This window comes from Streptomyces sp. SN-593 (assembly GCF_016756395.1).
Lineage (GTDB): Bacteria > Actinomycetota > Actinomycetes > Streptomycetales > Streptomycetaceae > Actinacidiphila > Actinacidiphila reveromycinica.
This window is the reverse complement of sequence record NZ_AP018365.1, coordinates 3017289-3030013: the sequence shown is the minus strand read 5'-3', so window position 1 is coordinate 3030013 and position 12725 is coordinate 3017289. Positions and strand designations below refer to the sequence as shown.

General features: G+C 73.4%; 9 protein-coding genes and 1 other RNA gene. All 10 read left to right on the top strand.

Annotation, left to right across the window (positions count from 1 at the left end):
- The first annotated feature begins 374 nt into the window (after window positions 1-374).
- The 10 genes from ftsE to RVR_RS12450 all read left to right on the top strand — a co-directional run bounded on the left by ftsE (window position 375) and on the right by RVR_RS12450 (window position 12630).
- On the top strand, window positions 375-1064 hold the full coding sequence (ftsE, locus tag RVR_RS12495; protein ID WP_037907191.1) for a cell division ATP-binding protein FtsE: 690 nt from the start codon (window positions 375-377) through the stop codon (window positions 1062-1064).
- 48 nt (window positions 1065-1112) lie between these two features.
- The gene (ftsX, locus tag RVR_RS12490) at window positions 1113-2033 is read left to right on the top strand and encodes a permease-like cell division protein FtsX (RefSeq protein WP_202233921.1); all 921 of its coding nucleotides are present in this window, start codon (window positions 1113-1115) and stop codon (window positions 2031-2033) included.
- A gap of 221 nt (window positions 2034-2254) precedes the next feature.
- Window positions 2255-3550: a S41 family peptidase gene (locus tag RVR_RS12485; protein ID WP_202233920.1), complete on the top strand. Its 1296-nt coding sequence runs from the start codon at window positions 2255-2257 to the stop codon at window positions 3548-3550.
- Window positions 3551-3568: 18 nt separating this feature from the next.
- Window positions 3569-4048 carry an SsrA-binding protein SmpB gene (smpB, locus tag RVR_RS12480; RefSeq protein WP_202233919.1) on the top strand — a complete coding sequence of 160 codons (480 nt, stop codon included), beginning with the start codon at window positions 3569-3571 and terminating at the stop codon, window positions 4046-4048.
- A 205-nt stretch (window positions 4049-4253) separates the two neighbouring features.
- Window positions 4254-4640: a transfer-messenger RNA gene (gene ssrA, locus RVR_RS12475) on the top strand.
- A 491-nt stretch (window positions 4641-5131) separates the two neighbouring features.
- Window positions 5132-6496, top strand: coding sequence for a nitrate/nitrite transporter (locus RVR_RS12470; protein WP_202233918.1), 1365 nt, complete (start codon window positions 5132-5134; stop codon window positions 6494-6496).
- 153 nt (window positions 6497-6649) lie between these two features.
- Window positions 6650-7828: a uroporphyrinogen-III synthase gene (locus RVR_RS12465; RefSeq protein WP_202233917.1), complete on the top strand. Its 1179-nt coding sequence runs from the start codon at window positions 6650-6652 to the stop codon at window positions 7826-7828.
- A gap of 162 nt (window positions 7829-7990) precedes the next feature.
- The gene (locus tag RVR_RS12460) at window positions 7991-10300 is read left to right on the top strand and encodes a HelD family protein (protein ID WP_202233916.1); all 2310 of its coding nucleotides are present in this window, start codon (window positions 7991-7993) and stop codon (window positions 10298-10300) included.
- A 414-nt stretch (window positions 10301-10714) separates the two neighbouring features.
- Window positions 10715-12157, top strand: a complete 1443-nt coding sequence (locus RVR_RS12455; RefSeq protein ID WP_202233915.1) for an NAD-dependent malic enzyme — start codon at window positions 10715-10717, stop codon at window positions 12155-12157.
- A gap of 191 nt (window positions 12158-12348) precedes the next feature.
- Window positions 12349-12630: an HU family DNA-binding protein gene (locus RVR_RS12450; protein ID WP_103888102.1), complete on the top strand. Its 282-nt coding sequence runs from the start codon at window positions 12349-12351 to the stop codon at window positions 12628-12630.
- Window positions 12631-12725 lie beyond the last annotated feature (95 nt).

The window sequence follows — 12725 nt, the reverse complement described above, 5'->3', positions numbered from 1 at the left end:
TCTCCTTTTCCGTCCGGTGAACGCCCCCGGTGGTGAAATCGTTCCCTGGGCTCGACGCGTCTACTCCGTGCCCGCGCCGCCGCTTCGGCGGCCGGTGCCGCGCGGTGTTCCCGCGGCTGCACACTTCCCACTGTGCCAGGTTCCGCCCGGAAGGGCGCCCCGAGGCCCGGGCGGGCGGCCGCGGCGGCGGCGTACGACGCCCGCAGGGCGCGGCGGAGGGGGCGGATGACGGCTTTGTCCGAGTGTGCCCTGTGGCCCGGGCCACCAACCGCCGACCGCGACTGCGCGGGCGTCGCCAGGTCGCGTAGTGTCGCCCCCACATCCCCTATCCGGCCCTACCCCAAACCCCGATCCCGCAACCCACTGGTGCCAACGTGATCCGTTTCGACAGTGTCACCAAGACCTACCCCAAGCAGAACCGCCCCGCGCTGCGGGATGTCTCGCTGGAGATCGAGAAGGGGGAGTTCGTCTTCCTGGTGGGCTCGTCCGGCTCCGGGAAATCGACCTTCCTGCGGCTCATCCTCCGCGAGGAGCGCACCGACACCGGCATGGTGCACGTCCTGGGCAAGGACCTCAACCGGCTCTCGAACTGGAAGGTTCCGCAGATGCGGCGCCAACTCGGCACCGTGTTCCAGGACTTCCGGCTGCTGCCGAACAAGACCGTGGCGGAGAACGTGGCGTTCGCGCTGGAGGTCATCGGGAAGCCGCGCGGCACCATCCGCAAGACCGTGCCCGAGGTGCTCGACCTGGTCGGCCTGGCCGGCAAGGACGACCGGATGCCCGGCGAGCTGTCCGGTGGTGAGCAGCAGCGGGTGGCGATCGCCCGCGCCTTCGTCAACCGTCCGATGCTCCTGATCGCGGACGAGCCGACCGGAAACCTCGACCCGCAGACGTCGGTGGGCATCATGCGGCTGCTGGACCGGATCAACCGGACCGGCACCACCGTGGTGATGGCCACCCACGACCAGAACATCGTCGACCAGATGCGCAAGCGCGTCATCGAACTCGAGAAGGGGCGACTGGTCCGCGACCAGTCGCGCGGTGTGTACGGCTACCAGCACTGACTGCTGCCGCCCGCTCGCACCAACCCTCCGGAAGGAACCCCGACCCCCATGCGTGTCCAGTTCGTTCTGTCGGAGATCGGCGTCGGTCTCCGCCGGAACCTCACGATGACTCTTGCCGTCGTCATCTCCGTGGCCCTCTCGCTCGCCCTCACCGGCGGTGCCCTGCTGGTGAACAAGCAGGTCGACGCGATGAAGGGCTACTGGTACGACAAGGTCGAGGTGAGCGTCTACCTCTGCAACAAGAACGACGCGGCCACCACGCCCAACTGCGCCGCGGGCCCGGTGACCGAGGACCAGAAGGCCCAGATCCTCGCCGACCTGAAGAAGCTGCCGGTCGTCAAGAAGATCTACTACGAGTCGGCCGAGGGCGCGTACAAGCACTACAAGGAGCAGTTCAAGTCCAACAAGCAGCTCGCCGACTCCATCACACCGGACCAGATGGAGCAGAGCTACCAGGTCAAGCTGAAGGACCCGACGAAGTTCGAGGTGGTGGCGAGCGCCTTCAACGGGCGCAAGGGCGTGCAGTCGGTGGAGGACCAGCGCAAGGTGCTCCAGAACCTCTTCGACCTGCTCAACGGCATGACCCGGGTCGCGTACGTGGTGCTGGCGTTCATGCTCACCGTGGCCATGCTGCTGATCATCAACACCGTGCGGGTGTCCGCCTTCTCCCGGCGCCGGGAGACGGGCATCATGCGGCTGGTGGGCGCGTCGAGCTTCTACATCCAGATGCCGTTCATCATGGAGGCCGCCTTCGCGGGACTGGTCGGCGCGGGACTGGCGTGCGTGATGCTGCTCGGCGGGCGGTACTTCCTGATCGACGCGGGCCTCAGACTCCAGGACAAGATCCCCCTGGTGTCCTTCATCGGCTGGGGCCCGGTGGTCCAGGTGCTCCCGCTGGTGCTGGTCATCGGTGTGGCGATGCCGGCGCTCGCGGCGTTCATCGCGCTGCGCCGCTACCTGCGGGTCTGACCGCCCGACGGTCTCACGCGGGGCGGCGCCCCGGGGCCGGGCCCGCACGCGGGTCCGCGATCCCCGGGGCGCCGTCGTGCGACGTCCGCGCATACGCGGCTGGGGTACGCCGTGCGGGTCGCCGTACGCCGCCGGGGGACGCCCGGCGGTCGCGATGCGCCGCGGGCGGGCGCAGCCGCAACTCCCCGTGCCGGACAGGGTTCTGCCCTAGACTTCCCGCCATGTCCGGCCCGTCGCTGTTCGGGACGCCCCGCCGCTGGCGCCGCGGGGCCACCTTGACATTGGTGTGCGGTGCGATGCTCGCCACCGGCGCGGCGGCGAGCAGCCTCACCGGGGTGGACACGGCGGCCCGCAGGAGCGGCCAGACGGTCGCCACCGGCCAGGTCGGCGCCGTGCGGACCGCCGGCGCGCCGTCCCCGGACCCGGCCGCGGGCGACGGCACCGGGACCGGCACCTCGGCCCCGGGCGACGCCACCGCCGACGGCCGCGACGGCGACGGCCCCCCGCCCGGCCCCGGCGGGGACGGCCCGGCCGACACCGGCCGCACCGGCCGGACGGCCGCTCCCGACGCCCCCGGCCCGGACGCCGCGCAGCAGCTCGTCAGCCGCAGTGGCGACCGCTGGTCGTCGTCCTACACCGCCCAGGAGTACGCCGGGTTCCAGCAGGCGCTCGCCGGCAGGTACGTCGGCACCGGTGTCTCGGTGCGCCGCGTCGACGGGGGCCGCATCCAGATCGCCGAGGTGCAGGCCGGCAGCCCCGCCGACCGGGCCGGGCTGCGCAGCGGCGACGTGCTGGCCGCGATCGGCGACACCCGGTGCACCGGCATGCCCGTCACCGAGGTCGTCGCGGCCCTGCGCGGCGACAACGTCCCCGGCAGCCCGGTCACGCTCGACGTGGAGCGCGGCGCGCGCGACTGGACGGTGGCGGTGCACCGCGCCACCCTCGCCACCGAGGCGGTCACCGTCACGCGGCAGCCGGACGGCCCGACCGTGGTGAAGGTGGACGCCTTCACCAAGGGGGTCGGCGCGCAGGTCGCGGCCGCGGTCCGGGACTCCGACCACGGCGTCCTGCTCGACCTGCGCGGCAACTCCGGCGGCCTGGTCAGCGAGGCGGTCGCCACCGCGTCGGCGTTCCTCGACGGCGGCCTGGTCGCCACCTACGACGTGCACGGGCGGCAGCAGGCGCTCTACGCGGCCGACGGCGGCGACACCTCGGTGCCGCTGGTGGTGCTGGTCGACGGCGGCACGATGAGCGCGGCCGAGATGCTCTCCGGGGCGCTCCAGGACCGGGGCCGCGCGGTGGTGATCGGCTCGCGGACCTTCGGCAAGGGCTCGGTCCAGATGCCCACCACCCTGCCGGACGGCTCGGTGGCCGAGCTGACCGTCGGGCACTACCGGCTGCCGGACGGCCGGACCGTCGACGGCACCGGCATCGCCCCCGACGTCGTGGTCTCCGGCGGGCAGGACCCGGTGGCCGCCAGCCGCGAGGTATTCGCTGGCCTCGGTGCCCCCGGGTAGTGGGACAATGGCCCGGCTATGGCTAAAGAGACGGGTCGCAAGATCATCGCGCAGAACAAGAAGGCGCGGCACGACTACCTCATCCTCGACACGTACGAGGCGGGGCTGGTCCTCACCGGCACCGAGGTGAAGTCGCTGCGGCTGGGCCGCGCGTCGCTGGTGGACGGCTTCGGCCAGCTCGAGGGCGGTGAGGCGTACCTCTACAACGTGCACATCCCCGAGTACACGCAGGGGACGTGGACGAACCACGCGGCGCGCCGCAAGCGAAAGATGCTGCTGCACCGCGCGGAGATCGACAAGCTCGACCAGAAGTCCCAGGAGACCGGGCACACCATCGTGCCGTTGGCGCTGTACTTCAAGGACGGCCGGGTGAAGGTGGAGATCGCCCTCGCCAAGGGCAAGAAGGAGTACGACAAGCGGCAGACGCTGCGGGAGAAGCAGGACCGGCGCGAGACCGACCGCGCGGTGTCCGCGGCGCGGCGCCGGCAGCGCGCCTGACCGGTGCCGGCCGACGGACCGGGGCGACCGGGCCGGCACCGGCCCGCCCGGCCCCGGCCTGGCCCGCCCTGCCCGTGGCCTCGGCGCGCCGCGGGCACGAGGGAATGCGGTGGCCCCGGTGCGTGTTGTGCCACTACACTAGGCCACGCAGGACCAGCAGCACCGACCACCGGGCGACCGGTGGCGCACCTTGAAAACACCACATGGGGATGATCGGTTTCGACTGGGGATGTCGAAGCAGGGGAAGCGAGCCGAGGAAGCGGCAATGATCTCGTTAACCATATGCCGAAACCAATAATCGCCAATTCCAAGCGCGATTCCTCCGCCTTCGCTCTCGCTGCCTAATTAGCAGCTAGCGAAGACTCCGCGGAGTGTCAGCCCGGGGGTGTTCCCGACCCGGATCCTGGCATCATCAAGGGGACTCAACCGCCGGGCCCGGCCACGGGGCGCGGCGGGAAAACTCACAGTGGCTGGGCCCGTCGGCGGCTTGTCCGCGTGACTGCCGGGGCCGAGAAAAGCACAGCGGACTGCGCTCGGAGAAGCCCTGGTTCCGCACCACAGGACGCGGGTTCGATTCCCGCCATCTCCACGAAGACGACAGGCGAGGTGTGCCCGCGAAATGCGCGGGCCGCCTCGCCTTCGTCGTTTCTGCTCCTGCGCGGCTGCGCCGCGCGTCGCGGCGGGGGCTCCGCCACCCGCACCCCCTTGTGCGCGACAGGCGAGGTGTGCCCGCGGAATGCGCGGGCCGCCTCGCCTTCGTCGTTTCTGCTCCTGCGCGGCTGCGCCGCGCGTCGCGGCGGGGGCTCCGCCCGCGCCGCGCGTCGCGGCGGGGGCTCCGCCACCCGCACCCCCTTGGGCGGGACAGGCGAGGTGTGCCCGCGGAATGCGCGGGCTGCCTCGCCCTTCGTCGTTTCTGCTCCTGCGCGGCTGCGCCGCGCGTCGCGGCGGGGGCTCACAGGGGGGCGAGGGGCCGGGTGAGTGCCTGGTTGCGCGGGTGTCACGCCGCGTCGGGGAGCCGGAAACCCGGCGTTCCTACCGTCAGGTCCGTCAGTGCGGCAGGCGGCGACGGCGGGAGGCGGCGTGATGGGCCGGTGGATCGAGCAGTGGGACCCCGAGGACGAGAGGTTCTGGCACGAGGGCGGCGGGCGGCAGGTGGCCCGGCGCAACCTGGCGTTCTCCGTGCTGTCGGAGCACATCGGCTTCTCGGTGTGGAGCCTGTGGTCGGTGATGGTGCTGTTCATGGGCCCGGCCTACGGCGTTGACCCGGCCGGCAAGTTCTTCCTGGTGGCGATGCCGACCCTGGTCGGCGGCGTGCTGCGGGTGCCGTACACCTTCGCCGTGGCCGTCTTCGGCGGCCGCAACTGGACGGTGGTGAGCGCGACGCTGCTGCTGGTGCCGACGATCGCCGCCGCGTTCGTGGTCAGGCCGGGGGTGTCGTACGCGACGCTGATGGTCGTGGCCGCGCTGACCGGGGTCGGCGGCGGGAACTTCGCCTCCTCCATGACGAACATCAACTCCTTCTACCCGTTGCGCGAGAAGGGCTTCGCGCTCGGCCTGAACGCGGGCGGCGGGAACGTGGGCGTGGCCGCGATCCAGCTCGTCGGGCTGCTCGTGATCGGTACCGCCGGGGCCGCCCACCCGCGGGTGGTGCTGGCGGTCTACATCCCGCTGATCGTGGTCGCGGCGGTGCTCGCCGCGCTCTTCATGGACAACCTCGCGCCGGTGCGCAACGACACCGGCGCCGCGGTGGACGCCGCCCGCGACCCGCACACCTGGATCATGGCGCTGCTGTACGTGGGCACGTTCGGCTCGTTCATCGGCTTCAGCTTCGCCTTCGGCCTGGTGTTGCAGAACCAGTTCGGACGCACCCCGCTCCAGGCCGCGGACCTGACCTTCATCGGGCCGCTGCTCGGCTCGCTGGTCCGCCCGGTCGGCGGGCGGCTGGCGGACCGGTTCGGGGGCGGCCAGATCACCTGGTGGAACTTCCTGGCGATGGCGGCGGCCGCCGGCGTGGTCGTCGCGGCGTCGCAGGCGAGGTCGCTGGCGGCGTTCCTGGTCGGCTTCATCGTGCTGTTCGCGCTGAGCGGGCTCGGCAACGGGTCGTCGTACAAGATGATCCCGGGTATCTTCCAGAAGAAGGCCGAGGCCCGCGGGCTCACCGGGGAGGCGGCCGCGGCGTACGGGCGGCGGTTGTCCGGCGCGTCGATGGGGCTGATCGGCGCGGTCGGCGCCCTCGGCGGGGTCGGCATCAACCTCGCCTTCCGCGAGTCGTTCCTGGACGCCGGCAGCGGCACCCCCGCCTTCGTGGCGTTCCTCGGATATTACGCAGTGTGCTTCGCGCTCACCTGGGTCGTATACCTGCGGCCGGCGGGCGGCGCGCGCGGCGGCAGCCGGAAGGGGGAGCAGCAGGCGGCCCCGGCGGGCGCGGAGGCGTACGCCGAGGTCTGAACGGTGTCGCAGGAGGACACCGCACGTAACACCCGGGAAATCCCGGTGAACCGAACCCGTCACCCCGGGTTGGGAGGATGACCCTCCCGGGCGTGGCGCCGGGGCAGCGGGCCGCGGCGCGCGGGTACGTCAGGTCAGCGAGGTGGAGCACCCATGGAAGCGCACGTCGAACCCCCCGGAGCGGCCGACGGGTTGCCGCCGCTCGCCGGGTTCACCGTCGGGGTGACCGCCGCCCGCCGGGCCGACGAACTGGCCGCCCTGCTGGAGCGGCGCGGGGCGGCGGTGCTGCGGGCGCCCAGCCTGCGGATCATGCCGCTGTCCGACGACGCCGAGCTGCTGGCGACCACCAAGCGGCTGCTGGACGACGCGCCGGACATCGTCGTCGCCACCACCGCGATCGGCTTCCGCGGCTGGATCGAGGCGGCCGACGGGTGGGGGCTGGGGGAGGCGCTGCTGCGGCGGCTCGGCGAGACGCGCCTGCTGGCCCGCGGCCCGAAGGTGCGCGGCGCGGTCCGCGCGGCCGGGCTCACCGAGGCGTGGTCGCCGGCGTCCGAGTCGATGGCCGAGGTGCTGGAGCGGCTGCTCGCCGACGGGGTCGAAGGGCGGTGCGTGGCCGTCCAGTTGCACGGCGAGCCGGCCGCTGGGTTCGGCGAGGCGCTGCGGCTGGCCGGGGCGCGGGTGGTGGCGGTGCCGGTCTACCGGTGGATGCCGCCGGAGGACCTCGGACCGGTGGACCGGCTGCTGGACGCGGTGTGCGCGGGCGGGCTCGACGCGGTGACCTTCACCTCCGCGCCGGCCGTCGCGTCGCTGCTGGACCGGGCGGAGCAGCGGGGCCGGCTGGACGGCCTGCTCCAGGCGCTGCGCGGCGACGTGCTGGCCGCGTGCGTGGGGCCGGTGACCGCCCTCCAGCTCCAGGAGCACGACGTGCCGACCCGGCAGCCGGAGCGGTTCCGGCTCGGGCCGCTGGTGCAGCTCGTCGCGCGCGAGCTGCCGGCCCGGGTCCACCCGCTGCCGGTGGCGGGGCACCGCGTCGAGGTACGCGGGCACGCGGCCGTCGTCGACGGCCGGCTGCGGCCGGTGCCGCCGGCGGGCATGGCGCTGCTTCGGGCGCTGGCGCGCCGGCCCGGCTGGGTGGTCGGCCGCGGTGACCTGCTGCGGGTGCTGCCCGGCTCCGGCCGCGACGAGCACGCCGTCGAGACGGCGATGGCGCGGCTGCGGACGGCGCTGGGGGAGCCCCGGCTGGTGCAGACGGTCGTGAAGCGCGGGTACCGGCTGGCGCTCGACCCCCGCGAACCGGACCCCGCGGACGGCTCCGGCACCACCTGCGGATAGCGGGACTCCTCCGCGCGACGGCACCGGTGCGCGACGAGGTGCGCGCCGCCGCCCTCCCCCCTGCGTGGCCGGGTGGGCAGCCGGGCGCCGGTCGCGTACGGTTGCAGGCTGCCCCTCGCACGGACTCGCGCGGGGCAGCCGCACAGCAGAAGGGGGTCCTGCGTGGCAGCGCAGACCACAGCACCGGGGGTCCGGGACCGGGAGATCGCCGCCGAGCAGGCGCACCTGGACCGGGTGTACAGCCGTCTTGAGGAGAAGATCCACGAGGCGGAGTTCCTGATGAACGACGCCGCGCAGCGCGGCCAGGTCGGCACGCCCGGGGCGCTGGCCGAACGCGACGCGCAGGTCTTCCGGGCCGGCGTCCACCTCAACCGCCTGAACAACGAGTTCGAGGACTTCCTCTTCGGCCGGATCGACCTGCTGCGCGGCAAGGACGGCAGGAAGGGCGCCGACGGCGCCTACACCTCGATCGAGCCCGCCGACGACGCGGTCCGCGGCGACGGCACCGCCGAGGTCGCCGAGACCCTGCACATCGGCCGGATCGGCGTGCTCGACGCGGAGTACGCGCCGCTGGTGATCGACTGGCGCGCGCCGGCCGCCGCGCCCTTCTACCGCTCCACGCCGGTCGCGCCCGGCCGGGTGGTGCGCCGCCGGGTGATCCGCTCCAAGGGCCGCCGGGTGCTCGGCGTCGAGGACGACCTGCTGCGCCCGGAGCTGACCACCGGGCTGCCGGTGGTCGGCGACGGCGCCCTGATGGCCGCGCTCGGCCAGGCGCGCACGCACACCATGCGGGACATCGTCTCCAGCATCCAGGCCGAGCAGGACGTGGTCATCCGCGCCCCCGCGGCGTCGGTGACCGAGGTGTCCGGCGGCCCGGGCACCGGCAAGACCGCGGTGGCCCTGCACCGGGCGGCCTACCTGCTCTACCAGGACCGGCGCCGCTACTCCGGCGGCATCCTGTGCGTGAGCCCCACCCCGCTGCTGGTCGCGTACACCGAGGGCGTCCTGCCGTCGCTCGGCGAGGAGGGCCAGGTCGCGATCCGCGCGGTCGGCTCGCTGGTCGACGGGGTCACGGCCGACCTGTACGACGACCCCGCGGTGGCCCGGATCAAGGGCTCGCTGCGGATGCTGAAGGTGCTGCGCAACGCCGCGCGCGGCTGCCTGGAGCTGCCGTCGGCCCCCGGCGCGGGAGCGGGCGGCGGCAGGGGAGCGGGCGGTGGCGCGGACGCGCGGCCCACTCGGCTGCGGGTGGTCGCCTTCGGCCGCCGGGTGGAGCTGGAGGCCGACGAGCTGGCGGCGGTGCGCCAGCAGGCGCTGAGCGGGACCACCCCGGTCAACCTGCTGCGCCCGCGTGCCAGGCGGCTGCTGCTGGACGCGCTGTGGCGCAGGGCCGGCCGCAGTTTCGACGACCCGGACCTGGCCGCGCAGGAACGCGCGGGCTTCGACGAGGACATCAGCACCGAGCCGGACTTCACCGACTTCCTGGACGCCTGGTGGCCGGTGCTGGAGCCGGCCCGGGTGCTGGCCGCGCTCGCCGACGACAAGCGGCTGTCGCGCTGGGCCCGCCGGGTGCTCAGCCCGCCGGAGGTGCGCCGGGTGGCCCGGTCGCTGCGGCGGTCCGGCACCTCCGTGCACGACGTGGCGCTGCTGGACGAGCTGGACACGCTGCTGGGCGCGCCGCCCCGGGACCGGCGCCGCGAGGTCGATCCGCTGGACCAGCTCACCGGGCTGGAGGAGCTGATGCCGCAGGCGGCCGCCGAGACCCGCCGGGAGCGCGCGGAGCGGCTGGCGCGGGAGCGCACCGAGTACGCGCACGTGATCGTGGACGAGGCGCAGGACCTGACGCCGATGCAGTGGCGGATGGTCGGGCGGCGCGGCCGCACCGCGACCTGGACGATCGTCGGCGACCCGGCGCAGAGTTCGTGGACGGACGTCGACGAGGCGGCCCGGGCCCGCGACGAGGCGCTCGGCAGCCGCCCGCGCCGCCGCTTCACCCTGACCGTCAACTACCGCAACCCCGCGGAGATCGCCGAGGTCGCCGCCACCGTGCTGGCGCTGGCGATGCCGGGCAGCCCGTCGCCGCGCGCGGTCCGCTCCACCGGGATCGCGCCGCGCTACGAGGTGGCCGGCGACGACCTGGGCGCCGACGTGCGGTCCGCCGCGCGGCGGCTGCTGGAGGAGGTGGACGGCACCGTCGGCGTCGTGGTGGCGATGGACCGGCGCGCGCAGGCCCGCGGCTGGCTGGCGGGCCTGGGCGACCGCGTGGTGGCGCTGGGCAGCCTGGAGGCCAAGGGGCTGGAGTACGACGCGACGCTCGTGGTCGCGCCGGCGGAGATCGCCGAGGAGTCGCCCGCGGGGCTGCGCACCCTGTACGTGGCCCTGACCCGGGCGACGCAGCGGCTGACGGTGCTCGCGGTGCCGGCGGACCTGCCGGACGCCGCGGGCGTGCCGGACCTGCTGCGGGCGGACTAGGACCTGGCCGGGTCGGCGCGGCCGCCCGGACCCGGACACGGCCTGGGCCCGGACACGGCTCGGGCGCCCCCTTCGACGAAGGGGGCGCCCGAGTGACGTCTGCGACACCGGCCCGCCATGCTCGCCTCGCGGCAAGTGGGCGCTCGAAGCGCCTAAGGTTGGGCCCGGGGGCTTGGATCGAGCCGGTGCCGTATCCAGGCTAACAAACCCTGCGGCGAACCTCTTCCCGCAGGCCGGAATTGGTGGTCCGTCACCCGCCTGCCACGCGTTCTTCCGCCGCTGTGCACCCCGCGCCCGCAGTGCTCCCGCATGCCGGAAGTACGATTCCACTGCTGGCGGCGGGTTCACGGATACCCGCCGGTAGGTGCAACGATCACGAGCATACCCTCAGGCAGGAACCGGAAGAAGGTCGTCATGGCAACGGCGCCGAGCGTCTCGTACTCGATCACGGTGCGGCTGGAGGTCCCCGCCAGCGGGGGCGCGGTCGGCCGGCTCACCACCGCGGTCGAGTCGTCCGGCGGGTCGGTCACCGGCCTGGACGTGACCGCCTCGGGCCACGAGAAGCTGCGGATCGACGTCACCATCGCCGCCAGCTCCACCGACCACGCCGCCGACATCGTCAGCAAGCTGCGCTCGATCGACGGCGTGACGATCGGCAAGGTCTCCGACCGTACGTTCCTGATGCACCTCGGCGGCAAGATCGAGATGCAGTCCAAGCACCCGATCCGCAACCGCGACGACCTGTCGATGGTCTACACGCCCGGTGTGGCGCGGGTGTGCCTGGCGATCGCGGAGAACCCCGAGGACGCGCGCCGGCTGACCATCAAGCGCAACTCCGTCGCGGTGGTCACCGACGGCTCGGCGGTGCTGGGGCTGGGCAACATCGGGCCGAAGGCCGCGTTGCCGGTGATGGAGGGCAAGGCGGCGCTGTTCAAGCGGTTCGCCGGGATCGACGCGTGGCCGCTGTGCCTGGACACCCAGGACACCGACGAGATCGTGGCGATCGTCAAGGCCATCGCGCCGGGCTTCGCCGGCATCAACCTGGAGGACATCTCGGCGCCGCGCTGCTTCGAGATCGAGGCGCGGCTGCGCGAGGCGCTGGACATCCCGGTCTTCCACGACGACCAGCACGGCACCGCGATCGTGGTGCTGGCCGCGCTGACCAACGCGCTGCGCTGTGTCGGCAAGGAGATCGGCGACCTGCGGGTGGTCATGTCGGGCGCGGGCGCGGCCGGCACCGCGATCCTGAAGCTGTTGCTGGCCGCCGGGGTCAAGCACGCGGTGGTCGCCGACATCCACGGCGTGGTGCACGCCCAGCGCGACGACCTGAAGGACGTCGGGCCGCAGACCCCGCTGCGCTGGATCGCGGAGAACACCAACCCGGCGGGCGCCACCGGCACCCTCAAGGACGCCGTGGTGGGCGCCGACGTGTTCATCGGCGTCTCCGCGCCGAACGTGCTGGAGGGCGCCGACATCGCCCGGATGGCCGAGGGCGCCATTGTCTTCGCGCTGGCCAATCCCGACCCCGAGGTGGACCCCGCCGAGGCGCGCGAGACCGCCGCGGTGGTCGCCACCGGCCGCAGCGACTTCCCCAACCAGATCAACAACGTGCTCGTCTTCCCGGGCGTCTTCCGCGGCCTGCTGGACGCCCAGTCACGCACCGTGAACACCGAGATGATGCTGGCCGCCGCCCGCGCGCTGGCCTCGGTCGTGGGCGACGACGAGCTGAACCCGAACTACATCGTGCCGAGCGTCTTCAACGACAAGGTGGCCGGCGCGGTCGCGGACGCCGTCCGGGACGCCGCCAGGGCCGCGGCGCCGGAGCGCGGAAACGGATTCCCAGCGTCGACCGTCTGACGACAGCGCGTGATGCTCCCGCCCCAGGGTGCCCCCTGTGGGCCTCTTCCAGCGCTTTTTCCGCGACTCGCGCGGGCAGGCGATTGGCTTTCCCCCCATATATGGGGGCAGGATGCACACCTGGGCGGTGAGGCACACAGCAACAGCTTCGGCTCGCGCCCCCATGGCAGCAAGAACACGGGAGTACAGATATGAACCGCAGTGAGCTGGTGGCCGCGCTGGCCGACCGCGCCGAGGTGACCCGCAAGGACGCCGACGCCGTGCTGGCCGCGTTCGCCGAGACCGTCGGTGAGATCGTGGCGAAGGGTGACGAGAAGGTCACCATCCCCGGCTTCCTGACCTTCGAGCGCACCCACCGCAGCGCCCGCACCGCCCGCAACCCGCAGACCGGTGAGCCGATCGAGATCCCGGCCGGCTACAGCGTGAAGGTGTCCGCGGGCTCCAAGCTGAAGGAAGCCGCCAAGGGCAAGTGAGCCCGGTGGTGCGGCAGTAGCACCGCAGACGCCGCGGGCGGCCGCCTCCGTGAGGAGGCGGCCGCCCGCGGCGTCTCCCGCCGGGACCCGGCCCG

Bases quoted from the DNA above. Each gene is read 5' to 3' on its own strand.
- RVR_RS12455 (WP_202233915.1), top strand. From the start codon at position 10,715: ATGGCAACGGCGCCGAGCGTCTCGTACTCGATCACGGTGCGGCTGGAG.
- RVR_RS12485 (WP_202233920.1), top strand. From the start codon at position 2,255: ATGTCCGGCCCGTCGCTGTTCGGGACGCCCCGCCGCTGGCGCCGCGGG.
- RVR_RS12470 (WP_202233918.1), top strand. From the start codon at position 5,132: ATGGGCCGGTGGATCGAGCAGTGGGACCCCGAGGACGAGAGGTTCTGG.
- RVR_RS12450 (WP_103888102.1), top strand. From the start codon at position 12,349: ATGAACCGCAGTGAGCTGGTGGCCGCGCTGGCCGACCGCGCCGAGGTG.
- smpB (WP_202233919.1), top strand. From the start codon at position 3,569: ATGGCTAAAGAGACGGGTCGCAAGATCATCGCGCAGAACAAGAAGGCG.
- RVR_RS12465 (WP_202233917.1), top strand. From the start codon at position 6,650: ATGGAAGCGCACGTCGAACCCCCCGGAGCGGCCGACGGGTTGCCGCCG.
- ftsX (WP_202233921.1), top strand. From the start codon at position 1,113: ATGCGTGTCCAGTTCGTTCTGTCGGAGATCGGCGTCGGTCTCCGCCGG.